This is a genomic window from Rhizobiaceae bacterium (genome assembly GCA_023953845.1).
Lineage (GTDB): Bacteria > Pseudomonadota > Alphaproteobacteria > Rhizobiales > Rhizobiaceae > Arvimicrobium.
Genome location: JAMLJC010000001.1, coordinates 211,507 through 230,692, shown reverse-complemented (window position 1 = coordinate 230,692; position 19,186 = coordinate 211,507). Strand labels below are relative to the sequence as shown.

Sequence of the window (19,186 nt, the reverse complement as noted above, 5' to 3'; positions counted from 1 at the left end):
TATCCGTGCCCCGTTTCTGCCATAGATACAGATAGGACAGTAATGCTGTCTTATTTAATTTTCGGGTTGCGGGCTGGAATTGGCGTATGATGCCGCCATTCCGGCTCTTGGTGTGAGCGGCGGGAGTTTCTCGCGCCGCTGGCTGAGGTGCCCGGCAGGGCGTAAACGGAGGACAGGACGATGTCGGTGAAGGCCCCATCTGTAGCGACGGAAATTGCGACCGCCGTACAGACGAAGGCGACCGCCGTCAAAAATCCGTCCGGACTGCCGGCCGCACAGGGCCTTTATGATCCGCGCAACGAGCATGACGCATGTGGCGTCGGCTTCATCGCGCAGATGAAGGGCGTCAAGTCACACCAAATCGTCAAGGACGGTCTGGCCATGCTGGAGAACCTGACGCATCGAGGCGCGGTGGGCGCAGACCCGCTTATGGGCGACGGGGCCGGCGTGCTCGTCCAGATCCCCGATCGGTTCTTCCGCGAGGAGATGGCCGGGCGCGGCGTGGAACTTCCACAGCCCGGCCACTACGGCGTCGGCCACTGGTTCATGCCGCAGGACCCAGAGCTGCGCGCCCATATCAACGACATCATCGCCGAGTCGGCGCAGTCCGAGGGATTGCCGCTGCTCGGCTTCCGCGACGTGCCGGTCGACAATTCCTCGCTGTCCAAGGCGCCGGAGATCGCCGCGTCGGAGCCGTTCCACCGGCAGGTCTTCATCGGGCGGCCTGCCGAAATCGACAATGACGAGGAATACGAGGCGCGGCTCTACGTGCTGCGCAAGGTCATATCGGGCCGCATCTATGCCGAGAACAACAACAGGGACATCGGCGCCTATTGCGTCTCCCTGTCGGCCCGCACCATCGTCTACAAGGGCATGTTCCTCGCCTATCAGGTCGGTGCCTACTACAAGGACCTCAGCGATCAGCGTTTCGAGACTGCGCTGATCCTCGTCCACCAGCGTTTCTCGACCAACACCTTCCCGTCATGGAAGCTGGCGCATCCCTACCGCATGGTCGCGCACAACGGCGAGATCAACACGGTGCGCGGCAACAACAACTGGATGGCGGCGCGTCAGGCATCCGTCGACAGCGAACTGTTCGGCAACGACATCTCCAAGCTGTGGCCGATCTCCTACGAGGGGCAGTCGGATACGGCCTGCTTCGACAACGCGTTGGAGTTCCTGTTCCAGGGCGGCTACACGCTCGCGCACGCCATGATGATGCTGATCCCGGAGGCGTGGGCCGGCAACAAGACGATGCCTGCCGACCGCAAGGCATTCTACGAGTATCATGCGGCGCTGATGGAGCCGTGGGACGGCCCTGCTGCGGTCGCCTTCACCGATGGCCGCCAGATCGGCGCGACGCTCGACCGCAACGGCCTGCGCCCGGCGCGCTACGTGGTTACGGACGACGATCGCGTCATCATGGCGTCCGAAGCCGGCGCGCTGGTGGTTCCGGAAAAGCACATCGTCCGCAAGTGGCGGCTGCAGCCGGGCAAGATGCTGCTGATCGATCTCGTCAAGGGCCGCATCATCTCGGACGACGAGATCAAGTCGGAGATCGCCGGCAAGCATCCCTACAAGGACTGGCTGGCACGCACGCAACTCATTCTGGAAGACCTGAATCCGGTCGAACCGCGCGCGCTGCGCAAGGATGTCACGCTGCTCGATCGTCAGCAGGCCTTCGGCTATACGCAGGAAGACACCAGGCTTCTGATGGCGCCCATGGCGACCACCGGACAGGAAGCCGTGGGCTCGATGGGCACCGACACGCCGATCGCGGCCATGTCTGACAAGCCGAAGCTGCTCTATCATTACTTCAAGCAGAATTTCGCGCAGGTCACCAATCCGCCGATCGATCCGATCCGCGAGGAGCTGGTGATGAGCCTCGTCTCCTTCATCGGGCCGCGGCCGAACATCCTCGACCTCGTCGGCACCTCGCGCCGCAAGCGGCTGGAAGTGCGTCAGCCGATCCTCACCAACGCGGATCTGGAGAAGATCCGCTCCATCGGCCATACCGAGGACAGTTTCGACACCAAGACGATCGACATCACCTATTCGGTGACGGAGGGGGCGGCCGGCATGCCGGCGGCGATCGAGCGCCTGTGCGAGCGTGCCGAGGCGGCGGTGGCCGGCGGCTACAACATCATCATCCTGTCGGACCGGCAGATCGGACCGGACCGTATCGACATCCCCACGCTGCTGGCGACGGCGGCGGTGCACCATCATCTCGTGCGCAAGGGGCTGCGGACGTCTGTCGGCCTCGTCGTGGAATCGGGCGAGCCGCGCGAGGTGCATCATTTCTGCTGCCTTGCCGGCTACGGCGCGGAGGCGATCAATCCCTACCTCGCCTTCGACACGCTCACCGACATGCACCGCCGCGGTGAGTTCCCGCCGGAGGTCGACGCGGACGAACTGGTGACGCGCTACATCAAGTCCATCGGCAAGGGCATCCTCAAGGTCATGTCCAAGATGGGCATCTCGACCTATCAGTCCTATTGCGGCGCCCAGATTTTCGATGCCGTCGGCCTGAAGTCCGATTTCGTCGAGAAGTACTTCACCGGCACGGCGACCACGATCGAGGGCGTCGGGCTTGAGGAAATCTCGGCCGAGACCGTGCGCCGCCATGCCGACGCGTTCGGCAACGATCCCGTTCTCAGAAATGCGCTGGACGTTGGCGGCGAATACATGTTCCGCATGCGCGGCGAAGCGCATATGTGGACGCCGGATGCCGTCGCGACGCTGCAACACGCGGTGCGCAAGGGTTCATGGGACACGTTCAAGGAGTTTTCCGAGCAGGTCGACAGCGCTTCGGCGCGGGCGCAGAACATTCGCGGCCTGTTTCAGATCAGGCTGGCCGGGGAGACGGGCCGCGAGCCGGTTCCGCTGGAGGATGTCGAGCCGGCAGCCGAGATCGTCAAGCGCTTCTCCACCGGCGCGATGTCGTTCGGATCGATCAGCCGCGAGGCGCATACGACTCTGGCCAAGGCCATGAACAAGATCGGCGGCAAGTCGAACACGGGCGAGGGCGGCGAGGAGCCCGACCGCTACCTGCCGCTGCCCGGCGGTGGCGTGAATCCCGAGCGTTCGGCGATCAAGCAGGTGGCGTCGGGCCGGTTCGGCGTGACGACGGAGTATCTCGTCAATTCCGACGTGATGCAGATCAAGGTGGCGCAGGGCGCCAAGCCCGGCGAGGGCGGCCAGTTGCCGGGCCACAAGGTGGACGCGACGATCGCCAAGACCCGGCATTCGACGCAGGGCGTCGGCCTCATCTCGCCGCCGCCGCACCACGATATCTATTCGATCGAGGATCTGGCGCAGCTCATCTACGATCTGAAGAACGTCAATCCGGCGGCCGACGTGTCGGTGAAGCTGGTGTCCGAGGTGGGCGTCGGCACGGTCGCGGCCGGCGTCGCCAAGGCGCGCGCCGATCATATCACCATCTCGGGCTATGACGGCGGCACGGGCGCATCGCCGCTGACCTCGCTCAAGCATGCCGGGTCGCCGTGGGAGATCGGGCTTGCCGAAACCCACCAGACGCTGGTGCTCAACCGGCTGCGCTCCAGAGTCGCGCTACAGGTCGACGGCGGGCTGAAGACCGGCCGCGACGTCATCATCGGCGCTCTGCTGGGAGCCGACGAGTTCGGCTTCTCCACCGCGCCGCTGATCGCGGCGGGCTGCATCATGATGCGCAAGTGCCACCTGAATACCTGCCCGGTCGGCGTCGCGACGCAGGACCCGGTGCTGCGCAAGCGCTTCAAGGGCACGCCGGAGCACGTCATCAACTACTTCTTCTATGTGGCGGAAGAGGTGCGCGAGTTGCTGGCGGCGATGGGGTATACCAGACTCGACGAGATCATCGGCGACAGCGACTTGCTGGAAAAGCGCGATCTGATCGACCACTGGAAGATGAAGGGCCTCGATTTCTCAAGGCTCTTCTACAAGCCGGAGGCCCCGAAGGAAGAAATCCGCTGGACGGCAAGGCAGCAGCATCCGATCGACGATGTGCTCGACCGCAAGCTGATCGAGCTAGCAAGACCGGCGCTGGAAGCGCGCCAGCCGGTGCAGATCGAGATGCCGATCCGGAACGTCGATCGCTCGGCCGGCGCGATGCTTTCGGGCGAACTGGTCAAGCGCTTCAAGCACAAGGGCCTGCGCGACGAAACGATCTCCGTGAAGCTGACGGGCACGGCCGGACAATCCTTCGGCGCCTTTCTGGCGCGCGGCATTTCGTTCGATCTGATCGGCGACGGCAACGACTATGTCGGCAAGGGTCTTTCGGGCGGCCGCATCGTCATCCGTCCGTCGGACGAGGCGAAGATCGTGGCCGAAGATTCCATCATCGTCGGCAATACCGTGCTCTACGGCGCCACCGAGGGTGAATGCTACTTCCGCGGCGTCGCGGGCGAGCGGTTCGCCGTGCGCAATTCCGGCGCGGTGACGGTTGTCGAGGGCGTGGGCGACCATGGCTGCGAATACATGACGGGCGGCGTTGTCGTCGTCATCGGGCAGACCGGCCGCAACTTCGCCGCCGGCATGTCGGGCGGCGTCGCCTATGTGCTGGACGAGCAGGGCGACTTCGCCAAGCGCTGTAACATGGCCATGGTCGAACTCGAGCCGGTGCCCGAGGAAGACGATTTGATGGAGAAGCTCCACCATCATGGCGGCGACATCGCGCATAAGGGGCGCGTGGACGTCTCCGGCGACATGACCAGCCATGACGAGGAACGCCTCTACCAACTCATCGCGAACCATGTGCACTATACCGGCTCGACCAAGGGCAAGGCCATCCTCGACGACTGGGCGACATACCGGCCGAAGTTCCGGAAAGTGATGCCCGTCGAATACCGCCGCGCGCTGCAGGAGATGGAGCGTCTGCGCATGAGCGTGGCGGCGGAATGATGCGGCTGGCGATCTTCCCGAGGGGCGTTCCTCCCTCGCTCAAACCCGGAGCGCGTCCGCGCTGATTGACGGGGCCGCCTGTGCGGTCTTGAATGCCGGAGGCAGACTCCGGATCTCCGATCAAATACGCACGACCGTCCGGTGACGCATCGTCCCGGGTCGAACGCAAGTCCGAGGATGAGCCATGGGCAAGGTTACGGGATTTCTCGAAATCGACCGGCAGGTGCACAAGTACCAGCCGGCGTCCGACCGCATCCGGCATTTCCGCGAGTTCACGCTGCCGATGTCGGACAAGGAGGTCGAGAAACAGGCCGCGCGCTGCATGGATTGCGGCGTGCCCTACTGTCACGGACCGACGGGTTGCCCGATCCACAACCAGATCCCTGACTGGAACGACCTCGTCTACAATGGCGATTGGGAGAGCGCGATCCGCAATCTCCACTCCACAAACAATTTTCCGGAGTGGACCGGCCGCATCTGTCCCGCGCCCTGCGAGGAAGCCTGCACGCTGAACCTGGAAGATATTCCGGTCGCCATCAAGACGGTCGAACAGGCGATCGCCGACAAGGCTTACGAGACGGGCTTCATCCGTCCGCAGCCGGCTGCGGCGAAGACGGGCAAGTCGGTCGCGATCATCGGCTCCGGGCCGGCGGGTCTCGCGGCCGCCCAGCAGCTCGGCCGCGCCGGGCATGAGGTGCATGTCTACGAGCGGGAATCGAAGCCCGGTGGCCTGCTGCGCTTCGGCATCCCGGACTTCAAGATGGAGAAGCACACGATCGACGCCCGCGTCGCGCAGATGCAGGGCGAAGGCGTGACCTTCCATTGCGGCGTCAATGTCGGCGTCGACAGGACGGTCGACGAACTGCTCGCGGAGCACGATGCCGTGCTCTATTGCGGCGGCTCCGAGACGCCGAGGCCGGCCGGCATTCCGGGTGCGGAGTTCAAGGGCGTGCACGATGCGATGCCCTACCTCGTTCAGCAGAACAAGCGCGTCGGCAACGAGGACATCCAGTCCGTGGCGTGGCCGGAGGAACCCATCGTCGCCAGCGGCCAGCATGTGGTCGTCGTCGGCGGCGGCGATACGGCGTCGGACTGCGTCGGCACGGCGTTTCGGCAGGGCGCGGTGCGCGTCACCCAGCTCGACATTCGCCCGCAGCCGCCGGAGAAAGAGGACAAGCTCGCCGTCTGGCCCTACTGGGCCACGAAGATGCGAACTTCCTCCAGCCAGGCGGAAGGCGCCAATCGCGAATTCCAGGTGGCGACGCTCGAATTCATCGGCGAGGAAGGCGTGCTGACCGGCGTGAAGTGCTGCGAGGTAGACGAGAGGCGCAAGCCGATACCGGGCACCGAATTCGTCATCCGGGCGGATCTTGCCTTCATCGCCATCGGCTTCGCGGGACCGCTCTCCACCGGCGTGTTGGCCAATCTGGGCGACCGCCTGACGACGGTGACGGATACGCGGCGATCGATCAATGTCGCGGCGAACGATCGCGATTACCGGACGAACGTAGATCGGCTTTTCGCTGCCGGCGACGTTCGGCGCGGCCAGTCGCTGGTCGTGTGGGCGATCCGCGAGGGACGGCAGGCCGCGCGCGCGATCGACGAAACGCTCATGGGATCGAGCGTGTTGCCGCGCTGAGCCGCTATCGCGTCGCCGCCGTTGTCTGGTCGGCCGGCGTTGGCATTGCCACGGCGGGCGCCGCGATCTGCGGCGGCCAGGAAAAATCGTCGGCGCGGCCGGCGGTGGCTTTCGCGGCGGGCGCGCCGATCAGGGCGGTGTCGCCTACTGTCGCTTTTCCCGCTACGGGACTCGCGCCGAGAAGCTCGGTGCCGCCATCCAATGCCGGATCGTCCAGCGACATGGGCAGCGTCCGGTCGACCGGCATAGGCGCTTTGGGATCGATCGGCACGTCAGGCAAGATGGCAGAGCCGGCAGGCCCTGCCGTTGCGGACAGGCCGAGAATCTTGGCGAGCGGCTTTTCCGCATAAAACGCCAGCTTGCGCCTGCCGGCGGCGGTGAAGTTGATGCCGTCATTGGCGCGCAGGCGCGCGGGTTGGCCGTTGATGTCGGGTCCGGAACTGACGAATGCGCCGTTCTCGTCTATGAACCCGTCCCAGATGTCGATGAACTCGGCCCCAGCCGTGGTCGCCGTGGCGCGATACATCTCGTTGAAGGCGAGCATATCCTCGGACATCTTGGTTGATTTGAAGGAAGGGATGCCGGCCCAGAGCAGGGGCACCCTTGTCGCAATGGCGGCGTCTGCCAACGCCTTGGCGCGGTGCTCGTATTCCCTGGTCCAGTTGGCGGAGCGTGCCGCCTCGCGCGTGTCGCCGACCCGCATCTGCTGGCGGTCGTTGGCGCCGATCATCAGCACGATGGCGGCCGGCTTCTCCTTCTCGACCACGGCCGCCACTTCCGCTGGCCAGTCGTATACGTCCTGACGAACAAGGCCTGACGACGCGCGCGTGCGGTCAATCACCGTGACATTGGGATTCTCGGCGTAGGCGACGCCGAGGCCTTGCGCCAGAGCGGCGCCCGTGAAGTCTCCGATCACCAGCACGACGCGCGCGTCCGGCGACTTTTCCTTGACCACGATTTCAGGCTCGCGCGGTGCGCTCCGTTTCTTCGCGGCGGTCGCCGCGTCGCGGGCGCGCTGCTGCTTCACCCGCGGCAGTTCGGAGAGGTCGCGCAGCACGCGCGGCGGCGGCTCTTCGCGTCGCGGCGCAAAGAGCTGGCGCAGAGAGAACCAGCGTTTCGGCCTCTCCTGCGCGATGGCATCTGTCGTGAAGGAGATGGAAACGGTGAAGATCGCGAACGCAGCGATGACGGCGGCAACGATCCCCGGAATCAGGACGCGCGTCGCATTTCCCGATCGCCGCGCTGCCCTCGCTTCCATTCCCGCTCCGTCATTGCCGCCTTAGCGACTTCAGGACTTCCATGCTCGGATGGCCGTCCGGCGTCAACCCGGCCCGTTCCTGGAAGGCCATGATGGCCTTGCGCGAGCCCGAACCGATCTTGCCGTCGAATTTGCCCTCATAATAGCCGCTCTCGTAGAGCCGCTTCTGAAGTTCCTGCTTCTCGGCGAAGCTCAGCTTGGTGAAAGGACGCTGCCAGTCCCGCACGAGTTGTCCGTAGCCGGCAATCTGGTCGGCAAGAAGGCCGACGGCGAGCGCGTATTTGTCGGCGTTGTTGTAGCGCTTGAGCACGGAGAAATTGTTGGTGACGAGGAATGCAGGCCCGCCGCGGCCGTCCGGCACCTTCAGCGTCGCCTTGTCGCTGCCGTTGCGGAACGGCTTGCCGGATGCGCGCTCGACGCCGAGATCCTGCCACTTCGACAGGCTGAGCGTGCCGTTCGGGAATTTGCGCCCGTCCGGCAGATTGACCTCGTAGCCCCAGGTCCGGCCCGACTGCCAGCCATTCTTGCGCAGGAGATTGGCGGCCGTCGCCAGCGCATCGGGCACCGAGTTCCAGATGTCGCGCTTGCCGTTGCCGTCCATGTCCACCGCATAGGCCTGGTAGCTCGTCGGGATGAACTGGGTATGGCCCATCGCTCCTGCCCATGAGCCCTGCAGGTGGCTTTCGTCGATGTCGCCCGTCTGGAGGATCTTGAGGGCCGCGATAAGCTGCGTGCGCGCGAACTTCGCGCGCTTCTGATCAGCGTAGGCAAGGGTCGCCAGCGAGCGCACGACGGAACGCATGACCTGATCGTTCTTCAGGATCTCGCCGTAGTTCGATTCCATCGACCAGATGGCCAGCAGAACATGGCGGTCGACGCCGAAGCGCGCCTCGATCCTGTCCAGCCAGGCTTTGTATTTCTTTGCCATCGCCCGGCCCGTCGCGACGGATTCCTCGTGCACGCGGTTGTCGAAATAGTCCCAGACCGGCGCCTTGAATTCCGGCTGCGTGCGCGCTTTTTCCAGCACTTCCGGGTCAGCCGAGGTGATGCCGCGGAAGGCGCGGTCATAGATGGCGCCCGACACGCCGCTTTTCACGGCCGTCGCCTTGAAGCTCCTCACCCAGCCCTCGAAGCCGGGCTCCGCATGCGCCGGCAAGGACGAGAAGATGAGAGAAAGCGAAAATCCGGCCGCCGCGCATGCGCCGGCAAGCCGCCTCAGAGTTCCGCGAACGGGCATTCGTGCCTCCTTGGTCGTCCCGAAAACCTCATTGAACTCGAACGCGGTTAGCAAGTGGTTTACCATAGAGGAGTGGAACCCGGAATTGTCAGCGGCGTTGATGACATCTCCGGCATCGCCGGTACAATTTTGTTCAATATTCCTCAATTTCGACGTGAAAGTGTCGCCGGAATGGCGACCGGACCGTAAACAAGAGATCGGTATGAAGAGACTACGCAAGGCGGTTTTCCCCGTAGCGGGACTGGGCACACGTTTTCTGCCGGCGACGAAGGCGATTCCCAAGGAAATGCTGACCGTCGTCGACCGGCCGGTGATCCAGTATGTGGTGGATGAGGCCCGCGAGGCCGGCATCGAGCATTTCATCTTCGTGACCGGCCGCAACAAGGCGGTCATCGAGGACCATTTCGACGTCCAGTTCGAACTCTACAACACGCTCGCCCAGCGCGGGAAAGACGATCAGCTCGCGCGGCTTCAGGAGCTTCAGCCGCTGCCGGGCCAGACCAGCTTCACGCGCCAGCAGGTGCCGCTCGGCCTCGGCCACGCGGTATGGTGCGCGCGCGATCTCGTCGGCGACGAGCCGTTCGCGCTGCTGCTGCCCGACATGATCATGCAGTCAGAGCGCGGCTGCCTGAAGGACATGGTCGACATCTACGAGCGGACGGGCGGCAACCTGATCGCCGTGCAGGAATGCGATCCCGCGGAAACGCACAAATACGGTATCGTGGGCAAGGGCGAGGGCGCCCATGGCGGCTTCCGGATCACGGGCATGGTCGAGAAGCCGAAGCCGGGCACCGCGCCTTCGAACCTCTATATCAATGGCCGCTATATCCTCCAGCCGGAGATATTCGAGGTGTTGAGCAGCCAGGAAACAGGCGCCGGCAACGAGATCCAACTGACAGACGCCATGCTGAAGCTCCAGAAGGAGCAGCCTTTCTACGGCTACCATTTCACCGGGCGCACCTATGATTGCGGCTCGCCCGAGGGATTCGTCGAGGCCAATGTCGCTTTCGCGCTGTGGCGTTCCGACATCAACCACGGCATGAGGTATACGATCGAACGCCTGTTGCGCGAGATCAGCCGGACGGAGAAGCAGGCGTCGGCGGGTTGAGCCGGCGACCTGTTCAGCGCTGCAGTCGCACGCCGAGGAATACCGTGTCGGTTTTCACGTCGCGCCCCTCCAGGTTGCTTTCAAGCTGCTCGTGGCGGGCGCGGCCGGTGATGCCGAGATAGCGGTTGAGCCACCAGGTGAGTCCCACCTCGGCGCTGAGCGTGAGATCGTGGCCGTCGGACCCGACATAGTCGCGCCATGCCGCGCCCAGCGAAGCGTTGCCCGTAAGGTTGGCGCGGATTTGACGGTCGACGCTCAGCCGGCCCGTATAGAGCAGGGAACCGCTCTGGTCCGGCGTGTCCGTCGTTTCGACCGTGGTTGACCCGAACAGCGTAACATCGGTGCCGCGTTCCGGCGACCAGCGCAGATTGGCATCGAGGGTGGGAGTGGAGATGTCGCTCAGGCGATCATCATCGGGCCGCTCGCGCAGCCAACCGGCCGCGATCTCGCCGCGCAGCTTCTCGCCCATGTCGAGTTCCACGCCGGCACGCAGGGCCAGACGATCTGACGACCGGTGGAATCCGGCGGAATCCGTGGTGACGTCATACTCGCGCCGCCCGACCTCCAGCTCTGCGAAGGGAGTCAGGGCCGGTGAGATCTCGTAGCCGGTCCGCAGCTTGACGGTCGCCAGCAGGGAGTCCCGCTCCTTCTGGGAAAGAACGTCGCCATTGGCGAGATCGGCATCGCCATAGGTATCGCTGACCAGTCCTCCGGTGATGCCGAAGCGGAGCTTGCCGAGATCCTTCTCCAGGCCCGCCGTGCCCTCCAGCGTCTGGCGGATCGGGCGCGACACGGCGTCTTCGATGACGACGGGCGACGAGGCGTCTTCCGGCCGGATGGCGTAGTTCAGCGTGCCGATCGCGCGTAACTCGTCCGTGATATCGAGGCGCAGTTCGCCGTCGAAACCTGCGTCATTGTCGTCGACCTGGGCGCCGTCGATCGTCTCGCGCAGCGTGCCAAAGGCTTCCATGCGGGCCGAATGCCGTGCCCAGTCGGACTCAGCACGAAACCGCAGCGAGGTCTCCGAACGCAATGCGGACCGGGCATTTTCGGAATAGTTGGCGTTCGACGTCCAGTTGAGGCCCTGTTCGAGCGTCGAATAGAGATTGAACGTGCCGACCCTCAAACCGAGCGGCGCGTACGGGTTTTCCTCCTCGGGCCGGTCCAGCCCTTCGATGGCTCCGACTCGCTCGGCGCGAGGATCGATGCGGAGGTCGGTCTCGCTGTCCACCGTTCCGACAGGCTCGATACCGTCCTCGGTGTCGTCGCTGTCCTCTGCGTCCTCGGCCGGCTCTTCGCTGGCCGTGGTGCGTCGCGTCGATCCGGTCGTGTCCGGCGCGCGGGGTCCCGCGATGCGGTCGGCGGCACGGCGGCGGGCAGCGGATGTGGCACGACCTGACTGCGGACGTTCCTCGTCCAGACTGTCGGACCGGGTTTGCGCATCGCCGAAAATGCTCCCGTCGCGCTCTCCCTGCTCCTCCTCCGCATCCGGAACCGCGCCTTCGCTTACGGGCCGGTAGGGAGGCGCGGCAGCGGGCGCCGACTGCGTCCGGGCCTGCGCCGCAGCAGCGCCTGTCGCCTGCCGCGTATCGCGGAGCTGCTGGCGGCGCAGCAATTCATCGTTGATCTCGGACTCAGGCACTTCACCACGCAGGGCGTCGCGATCCTGCGCCAATGCGTGCCAGGGCCCCATGACGGCCAGCAGTGCGGCCGCCGCGCACGACATGCGCAGCCGTGACCGCGATATTCCCGGGCTGGCGAGCCGGCCGACCTTTGACATTTGCACCCTGAACGTCTCCCGGCGCAGTTGCGCCAGCGTTACCGAACCGTAAATCGGGATGGTTAACCAAGCGTTGAGCGGCGGTGCGAAGCACGTCGTACGCGGCAAATCTCCGTTAGACAGCGGACACGCCAAGGAGTAAGCGCAGCGCATGAGAGCCCGTTTGGCGACCAGTTCCGGCGGCAGGGATGCCGCGATCGAGTCGGCGATGCGAACCGTCGCAACCGAGCAGGCGGGGGTCGCCGCCCTCGCGGCAGCGCTCGAAAACGGCCTTTCCGAACCTTTCGCGCAGGCTGTGGACCTGCTTGCGGGCGTCGGCGGCCGGGTCATCGTCACCGGCGTCGGCAAGAGCGGACACATCGGCTCGAAGCTCGCCGCCACGCTCGCCTCGACCGGAACGCCGGCCTTCTTCGTGCATCCGGCCGAAGCCAATCACGGTGATCTCGGCATGATCGGCAGGGACGATGCGATCATCGCCATGTCGTGGTCGGGGGAGACGTCGGAGCTGAAGGGCATCGTCGCCTATGCGCGACGCTTCAGCATTCCGCTGATCGCCATCACGGCCGGCGAGACCTCGACGCTGGCGCGCGAGGCGACCGCCGTGCTCCTGCTGCCGCGCGTGCAGGAGGCATGTCCGCACGGGTTGGCCCCGACGACGTCGACGCTCCTGCAACTCGTCATCGGCGATGCGCTGGCGGTTGCGCTGCTGGAACAGCGCGGCTTCACGCCGGATCACTTTCGCACCTTCCATCCCGGCGGCCAGCTCGGCGCGCACCTCACGCATGTGTCCGAGATCATGCGCACCGGAGATCAGATCCCGACCGCGTTGCGAGGCGCCAGAATGCCCGAGGCGGTGATGACGTTATCGAAGAAGAAGGTGGGTTGTGTCTGCGTGCTGGAAGATGACGGGACGCTGGCAGGCATCATCACGGACGGCGATGTCGCGCGCAATCTTCATCGCGACCTGCGCGACATCATCGTCGACGACGTGATGACGACCACGCCCAAGACGGTCTCGCCGGACACGCTGGCCGGCAAGGCGGTGGCCATGCTGGACGAATACCGCATCAGCGCGCTGGTGGTGACCGAGGACAACCGCCCGGTGGGCATCGTCCACTTCCACGATTTCCTGCGGCTAGGCGCAGTCTGAAACGGCTCAGACCGGCTCGACGACCAGTTCCAGATCGCTGTCCGCGACCTACACCACGCGGACACGCGTGCCGACCGGCAGGTCCGGGCCCGAGACGCGCCAAAGCGTGTCGCCGAGCTGGATGCGGCCGCGACCCTCCCGGATCGGCTCGGACAGTGTCGCCGTTCGACCAAGAAGCTGCGCGCTGCGGCGGTTGAGAAGCGGCTGGTCGGATTGCGTCTTTTCCGAGCCGGCGACGCGTTTGCCGATATATGCCGATGCAAGCGCCAGAGCGAGAAAGACCAGCACCTGCACGTGCCACGTCCAGAATTCCCAGCCCCATAGCTGGAGGGAGAGCGTGCCGGTCAGGATCGCGGCGATGCCGATCCACAGAAGGAAGATGCCGGGAACGACGATCTCCAGCGCAAGCAGGATGAAGCCCAGCACCATCCAGGTCCAGGGACCGAGTTCCAGGAAGATGCGCTCAAGCATGGCAGCAATCCTTCAGCCGATCCGTCAGCTTTCCGTGCCGATGCGCGGCGGACGCGATCCGGACGGCCGGACCGAGGTCGTGCCGCCATCGCCGAACACTTCCTTCGCGATGGCGCCGATGCCGCTTAGCGAGCCGATCAGCGACGAGGCTTCCAGCGGCATCAGCACGACCTTGCTGTTGTTGGCCGAAGCCATCTTGGCCAGCGCCTCGGTGTATCTCTGCGCCACGAAGTAGTTGATCGCCTGCACGTCGCCCTTGGCGATGGCCTCCGACACGACCTGCGTGGCGCGGGCCTCGGCTTCGGCCGCGCGCTCGCGCGCCTCGGCATCGCGGAAGGCGGCTTCCTTGCGGCCCTCCGCCTCCAGCACCTGCGCCTGCTTCAGACCCTCTGCCTCAAGAATCTGAGCGCGCTTATTGCGTTCCGCCATCATCTGGCGGGCCATCGATTCGACCAGATTTGCCGGCGGGTTGATGTCCTTGATCTCGACGCGCGTGACCTTGATGCCCCAGACATGAGCCGCCTCGTCGACGATGCGCAGCAGGCGTTCGTTGATGGCGTCGCGGTTCGACAGAAGCTCGTCGAGGTCCATCGAACCCATGACCGAACGGATGTTCGTCATCGTCAGGTTGAGGATGGCGTTCTGGAGGCCGGAGACCTGATAGGCCGCCTGCGGCGCGTTGAGTACCTGATAGAAGGCGACGCCGTCCACCGAGACGATGGCGTTGTCCTTGGTGATGACCTCCTGCGTCGGGACGTCGAGCACCTGCTCCATCATGTTCATCTTCGCGCCGACGCGGTCGATGAAAGGGATGATGATGTTGAGGCCGGGGGAAAGCGTCTTGGTGTAACGGCCAAAGCGTTCAACGGTGTAGTTGTAACCCTGCGGGACGGTCCTGACGCCCATGAAGATCACGAGCAGGACGAGAACGATCAGAACCGGAATGATGATGTCGAAACCGCTGAACGGCATGCAAGCCTCCCTCGACCAGTGCCAGACCCTGTGGGCGCGCCGCGCGCACTGATAAGCCCGAAAAAGACTTATGTGTGTTTGGAGCGCGTTACAATCGTTCGGGGTCAGAAAGCGAAGAGATCGGTATCGGGGTCCCTGCCGCCCAGAATGGCGGTTGTCACCAGTCCGGCGGCAATCTCGGCATAGGTGATGCCGTTGCCGCCATAGCCCATCACCGCGAAGATGCGCGGACGATTTGGCAGGGCGCCGATGAAAGGCAGGCCGGTGGTCGTCGTGCCGAACGATCCTGTCCAGGTAAAATCCGGACGCGTGTCGAGGTCGGGCAGGAGCGCCTTCAGCTTTTCCGCTATGCGCGCCGATTTTTCCCCGATGAGTGCGTCCCGCTTCTCCTCGTCCTCGAATTCCTCGTCCTCGCCGCCGCAGATGACGCGTCCATCATCGGTAGCACGAAGGTAGAGATAAGGATCGGAAGCCTCCCAGATCAGCGCGCGTTCAGGCCAGAGCGCGGGTTTCTGCGGCCGGGTGGCGATGGCCCATGTCGAGATGATCCTGTGCGGCGCATGCGGCACGAAGTCCATCACTTCGTAGCCGGTGGCGAGAATGACGTGCTTCGCCCCGATGATGTGGCCGGTGTCGGTGGTCACGTCCACGCCGTCCTTGCGCGCCACGAAGTCCTTCGCCTCTACCGGGGCGAAAAAGCGTGCGCCGCGCTCGCGCGCCGCAAGCAGGAGACCCGCCGTCAGCCGACGCGGGTCGAGCGTGATATTGCCCTGGCTGCGGATGGCGGCGCGATCGATGCGGTAGGTTTCGCGCATGGCGGCACGTGGAAGGAACGTCGCGGCGAGGCCGGCAGCGCGTCGTGCTTCGCCTTCCGCCTCCAGCGCGCGCGGGCCGAGTTCGCTGCCAGCGAGGTAGAGCGACGGGCGCTCCGCCATGTTGCAGGCGATGCGGCGATCCTCGATCCGTGCCTTCAGCGAAGCGAGCGCCAGCCGCGAGCGCCGCCAGGCACGCTCCGCCTTGGCGCGTCCGATCTTCTTCGAGAGAACGGACAGCGGCTGGTCGATCTCGAACTGGATCAAGGCAGTGGTGGCCGGCGTCGAGCCCTTCATCGCGCCCCGCCGATCGATGAGAACGACATCGAGGCCGGCGGCGGTAAGCGAATCCGCCAGCAGCGCGCCGCCGATACCCATGCCGACGACGAGAACATCCGTGCTGACGTCGCGAGCCAGCCGCCCGGTCGGCACGGCGGGCGCGCGATAGGCTGTCCAGACAGGACGTCCGGTTCGCAGATCCAGTTTGCGTTGCATGGCAGGCCCCTCGTCACCGCGTCCAAACGCGCCGACGCGAGCAGAGTTCCGGGAAAGGCCGCGTTGCCTAAATCCAGCCCTGCAACTCGCGGCGGACCAAAGTTTCGATGACCTGCATACCCTCGGCGCTGTCGTTCAGGCAGGGAATATGGGCGAAGTTCCTGCCGCCGGCGTGCATGAAAATCTCGCGCACCTCGCCGTCGATCTCTTCCAGCGTCTCGATGCAATCGGAGGAGAAACCGGGATTGACGATGGCGATCGATTTCACGCCTTCGCCGGCCAGCCGCTCGACCGTCTTGTCCGTGTAGGGCTGGAGCCATTCCTCCGAACCGAAGCGCGACTGGAAGGTGGTCAGCAGCCTTTTCTCGCTCCAGCCCAGCCTTTCGCGCAGCAGGCGCGACGTGGCCATGCAATGTTCGGGATAGGGGTCTCCCTTCCGCGCATAGGAGACGGGCAGGCCGTGATAGGAAGCGAGCACGACTTCCGGCTCGAAGTCGAGGGTGGCAAGGTGTCTTTCGATCGAGGCGGCCAGCGCGTCGATATAGACATCCTCGTCATGATAGTGCGGCACGGTGCGAATGGCCGGCTGGTCGCGCAGCGCCATCAACGCCTCGAACAGCTTGTCGTTCGCCGTGGCGGTCGTCGTAGCGGAATATTGCGGATAGAGCGGAAAAGCGAGGATACGGCGACAGCCCTTTGCGATGAGATTGTCCAGAGCCCCGGCGGTCGAAGGATTGCCGTAGCGCATGCCCCATTCCACCACCACGTTCGGCAGATCGGCAAGCGCAGCCGTCAGTTTCTCGCTCTGGCTGCGCGTGAATGTGCGCAGCGGCGATTCGTTTTTCTCACGGTTCCAGATCTTCTCGTAGTTCGCGCCGGATTTTTGCGGGCGTACGTTGAGCACGATGCCGTAGAGGATCGGGTACCATTTGAGAGGCGAGGTCTCGATGACGCGCCGGTCGGATAGGAATTCGGCCAGATAGCGCCTCATCGAACGGTAATCCGTGCCGTCCGGCGTACCGAGATTGACAAGCAGTACCCCGATCCTGGGCGGATGGCCGGTGGAGAGGCTGCCCGGCGTCGTGTTTCTGGCGTCGCTCGCGCGAGCTGGATCGTTCATCTCTCTCTCCGGCGCAATGCGGTTGCGGTGGACTCCCGCGCGCTTATCGTGACGCAGTCATCTAATCGAGAATGCATCCAAGACAATGTCGCGTCTGGCCGCAGGCGCAAGAGCCGGTTCGCCGAATGAAACGCCCGTCCGGAACCACCGGACGGGCGCTACATCGGTTTCGGCGCGATCAGTTCGCAGCCGGGATCTTCAAGGTCGCGCCGACGGGAATGAAACGCGGCTTGTAGTCGGCGTTGGCGTCCTGGATCAGGTGCCATTTCTCGCCGTCGCCGTAATACTGCTCGGCGAGATCCCAGAAATTGTCGCCGGCGACGACGACGTGCTCGCGGTCCTGCGTCGCAGGCTGCGCCGGTGCGGGCTCGGCCGGCGCGGGTGCCGGCTCCGCTGGTGCCGGAGCAGGTTCGGCGGGGGCGGGAGCCGGTTCGGCCGGCGCGGGAGCGGGTTCCGGCGCGATCGTCGGCGGCGTGTTCGCGATGTCGTTCGAGCCGGCCGGCAGTTCGGGGGTCGTCACCGCGGGCGGGGTTGCCTCGGCCGGCGGTGTCGTCGTTTCGGCCGGCGGATTTTCAGCAGGGGCCGGCTCGGCGGGAGCGGCCTGCGCGATCTCCGTGATGCGGCCTTCGAGCTTCGGCGTATACGGGCTGTTGGCCTTCAGGTAGTCCGCGACGACCTGTTCCAGTCCGGGGCCGAAGTCATAGGCGTTCTGCGCCTTTTCCGCGAAAACCTTGTAGCCGTCGCCGCCGCCGCGCACATAGTTGTTGGTGGCGACGGTGTAGAGCTTGGCCGGATCGATCGGCACCCAGTTGCCGCCCTCCTGAACCTGCACGTCCTTGACGCGGCCCTCATTGGGCGCGACCGACTTGTCGAAGCTGTACTTCAAGCCGGCGACCTGCGCGAAACGGCCGGCGCCGTCTTCGAGCTGGCTGACGCCGTTTTCCAGTCCGGCGACAAGATCGGCGCCGGTGATCTGGAACGTCGCGACCGTGTTCTGGAACGGCAGCACCGTCAGCACCTCGCCCATGGTCACCTTGCCCTGGTCGATGGACGCGCGCAGGCCGCCGCCGTTCGAAACGACGATGGTGACGCCCTGGCCCTTGGTGCGGTCCAAAACGGCGTCCGAAACGAGGTTGCCCATCTCGCATTCGCGAGCCCGGCAGCTTTCGCGGCTGCCGTCGATCGGAGCTGCGGTCTCGCCGACTTCCTGCTTCTTCAGATCATCGATCGGCGCGCCGAGCTCGGCGATACGCTTGAGCACGTTTTCATCAGGCGTCACCGACTTGTCGAGCGAAATCGGGTCGCCCTTGGCTTCCTTGACGATCCCGATGTCGCTGAACGTCACCTGAAGCGCGCCGAGCACCTTTGAATAGGACGCAGCCTGGACGACCGGCACCTTGTAGCCGAGCGGGTTGTCGATCATGGTCGGGTACGGGCCGGCGGCCTTGTCGTCGGTGTTCGAAAGCAGCGTGTGGGTGTGGCCGCCCACCACGACGTCGACGCCGGGAATCCTGGCGATCATTTCCATGTCGCGCGGATAGCCGACATGGGTCAGCGCGATGATCTTGTCGACGCCCTCGCCGGCTAGCTTCTTCACCTCGGCGGCGATGTTGGCGACGTCGTCCTCGATCTGGATGTTGGGACCGGGGGAAGCGATGTCCGGCGTTTCGGTCGTAACCGCGCCGACGATGCCGATCTTCTGGCCGCCGATCTCAAGAACGACCGACGGCTTGATCTTGCCGTTCGCCTTGGACTGGTTGTTGGGCTTGATGTTGACGCCGAGAATCGGAAACTGCGCCTGCTCGATGAACGGAACCAGCGCCTCCTCGCCATCGTCGAACTCGTGGTTGCCGAGCGCCATGGCGTCGAACTTCATCTGGTTGAGGAACTCGCCCTCGGCCTTGCCCTTATAGGTCGTGTAGAACAGGGAACCCTGGAAGTTGTCGCCAGCGTTGAGCAGGATGACGTTCTGGTCCTTCAGCTTCTCGCGTTCCTGATTGATCGCGGTGATCAGACGCGCGGCGCCGCCTATGCACTCGCCCTTGCCTTCCTCCTCGGCGGAGCAGGTCGATTCGAACTTGTTGTTCGATTCAATACGGCTGTGCCAGTCGTTGATGTGCAGGATGTTCAGCGTGTAGTCGGCAAATGAAGCGCCGGCCGAAATGGCCAAGGCGGACACCGACAAGGCCGCCGTTGCGAGAATTCTCTTCATCGATCGTACTCCCTGTGATTCCACTGCAGGCAA

At 64.7% G+C, this 19,186-nt stretch carries 12 protein-coding genes; 4 read left to right on the top strand and 8 right to left on the bottom strand.

Annotated features, from left to right (window positions below):
* The first annotated feature begins 180 nt into the window (after nucleotides 1–180).
* Both gltB and M9955_01160 read left to right on the top strand, forming a co-directional pair.
* Nucleotides 181–4,899 carry a glutamate synthase large subunit gene (gene gltB / locus M9955_01165; GenBank protein ID MCO5080246.1) on the top strand — a complete coding sequence of 1,573 codons (4,719 nt, stop codon included), beginning with the start codon at nucleotides 181–183 and terminating at the stop codon, nucleotides 4,897–4,899.
* 184 nt (nucleotides 4,900–5,083) lie between these two features.
* Complete coding sequence (locus M9955_01160; GenBank protein MCO5080245.1) at nucleotides 5,084–6,538, top strand: glutamate synthase subunit beta; 1,455 nt, start codon at nucleotides 5,084–5,086, stop codon at nucleotides 6,536–6,538.
* 4 nt (nucleotides 6,539–6,542) lie between these two features.
* Here the strand turns inward: M9955_01160 and M9955_01155 are convergent, their stop codons facing one another.
* Together M9955_01155 and M9955_01150 are read right to left on the bottom strand one after the other, a co-directional pair.
* Nucleotides 6,543–7,796: a DUF459 domain-containing protein gene (locus tag M9955_01155; GenBank protein MCO5080244.1), complete on the bottom strand. Its 1,254-nt coding sequence runs from the start codon at nucleotides 7,794–7,796 to the stop codon at nucleotides 6,543–6,545.
* A gap of 10 nt (nucleotides 7,797–7,806) precedes the next feature.
* Complete coding sequence (locus M9955_01150) at nucleotides 7,807–9,033, bottom strand: lytic murein transglycosylase (protein MCO5080243.1); 1,227 nt, start codon at nucleotides 9,031–9,033, stop codon at nucleotides 7,807–7,809.
* Between the two features lie 202 nt (nucleotides 9,034–9,235).
* On the opposite strand from M9955_01150, the gene galU reads away from it, so the two are divergent.
* Nucleotides 9,236–10,141 (top strand): UTP--glucose-1-phosphate uridylyltransferase GalU, encoded by a 906-nt coding sequence (gene galU / locus M9955_01145; GenBank protein ID MCO5080242.1) that lies wholly within the window; start codon nucleotides 9,236–9,238, stop codon nucleotides 10,139–10,141.
* A 13-nt stretch (nucleotides 10,142–10,154) separates the two neighbouring features.
* Here galU and M9955_01140 read toward each other — a convergent pair whose 3' ends face one another.
* A complete protein-coding gene (locus M9955_01140) occupies nucleotides 10,155–11,921 on the bottom strand; it encodes an outer membrane beta-barrel protein (GenBank protein ID MCO5080241.1) in 1,767 nt (588 codons plus the stop codon).
* Nucleotides 11,922–12,072: 151 nt separating this feature from the next.
* On the opposite strand from M9955_01140, the gene M9955_01135 reads away from it, so the two are divergent.
* Nucleotides 12,073–13,071 (top strand): KpsF/GutQ family sugar-phosphate isomerase, encoded by a 999-nt coding sequence (locus M9955_01135; GenBank protein MCO5080240.1) that lies wholly within the window; start codon nucleotides 12,073–12,075, stop codon nucleotides 13,069–13,071.
* A 48-nt stretch (nucleotides 13,072–13,119) separates the two neighbouring features.
* On the opposite strand, the gene M9955_01130 is transcribed toward M9955_01135, so the two are convergent.
* The 5 genes from M9955_01130 to M9955_01110 form a co-directional block, all read right to left on the bottom strand.
* Nucleotides 13,120–13,542, bottom strand: a complete 423-nt coding sequence (locus tag M9955_01130) for an NfeD family protein (GenBank protein MCO5080239.1) — start codon at nucleotides 13,540–13,542, stop codon at nucleotides 13,120–13,122.
* Nucleotides 13,543–13,566: 24 nt separating this feature from the next.
* Complete coding sequence (locus M9955_01125; protein MCO5080238.1) at nucleotides 13,567–14,514, bottom strand: SPFH/Band 7/PHB domain protein; 948 nt, start codon at nucleotides 14,512–14,514, stop codon at nucleotides 13,567–13,569.
* Nucleotides 14,515–14,618: 104 nt separating this feature from the next.
* Nucleotides 14,619–15,821 (bottom strand): FAD-binding oxidoreductase, encoded by a 1,203-nt coding sequence (locus M9955_01120; GenBank protein ID MCO5080237.1) that lies wholly within the window; start codon nucleotides 15,819–15,821, stop codon nucleotides 14,619–14,621.
* 67 nt (nucleotides 15,822–15,888) lie between these two features.
* Nucleotides 15,889–16,941: a ferrochelatase gene (hemH, locus tag M9955_01115; protein MCO5080236.1), complete on the bottom strand. Its 1,053-nt coding sequence runs from the start codon at nucleotides 16,939–16,941 to the stop codon at nucleotides 15,889–15,891.
* A gap of 178 nt (nucleotides 16,942–17,119) precedes the next feature.
* Nucleotides 17,120–19,153 (bottom strand): 5'-nucleotidase C-terminal domain-containing protein, encoded by a 2,034-nt coding sequence (locus M9955_01110; protein ID MCO5080235.1) that lies wholly within the window; start codon nucleotides 19,151–19,153, stop codon nucleotides 17,120–17,122.
* Nucleotides 19,154–19,186: the final 33 nt, after the last annotated feature.

Bases quoted from the DNA above. Each gene is read 5' to 3' on its own strand.
- M9955_01150 (MCO5080243.1), bottom strand. From the start codon at position 9,033: ATGCCCGTTCGCGGAACTCTGAGGCGGCTTGCCGGCGCATGCGCGGCG.
- M9955_01125 (MCO5080238.1), bottom strand. From the start codon at position 14,514: ATGCCGTTCAGCGGTTTCGACATCATCATTCCGGTTCTGATCGTTCTC.
- M9955_01135 (MCO5080240.1), top strand. From the start codon at position 12,073: ATGAGAGCCCGTTTGGCGACCAGTTCCGGCGGCAGGGATGCCGCGATC.
- hemH (MCO5080236.1), bottom strand. From the start codon at position 16,941: ATGAACGATCCAGCTCGCGCGAGCGACGCCAGAAACACGACGCCGGGC.
- M9955_01140 (MCO5080241.1), bottom strand. From the start codon at position 11,921: ATGTCAAAGGTCGGCCGGCTCGCCAGCCCGGGAATATCGCGGTCACGG.
- M9955_01160 (MCO5080245.1), top strand. From the start codon at position 5,084: ATGGGCAAGGTTACGGGATTTCTCGAAATCGACCGGCAGGTGCACAAG.
- galU (MCO5080242.1), top strand. From the start codon at position 9,236: ATGAAGAGACTACGCAAGGCGGTTTTCCCCGTAGCGGGACTGGGCACA.
- M9955_01110 (MCO5080235.1), bottom strand. From the start codon at position 19,153: ATGAAGAGAATTCTCGCAACGGCGGCCTTGTCGGTGTCCGCCTTGGCC.
- M9955_01120 (MCO5080237.1), bottom strand. From the start codon at position 15,821: ATGCAACGCAAACTGGATCTGCGAACCGGACGTCCTGTCTGGACAGCC.
- M9955_01130 (MCO5080239.1), bottom strand. From the start codon at position 13,542: ATGCTTGAGCGCATCTTCCTGGAACTCGGTCCCTGGACCTGGATGGTG.
- gltB (MCO5080246.1), top strand. From the start codon at position 181: ATGTCGGTGAAGGCCCCATCTGTAGCGACGGAAATTGCGACCGCCGTA.
- M9955_01155 (MCO5080244.1), bottom strand. From the start codon at position 7,796: ATGGAAGCGAGGGCAGCGCGGCGATCGGGAAATGCGACGCGCGTCCTG.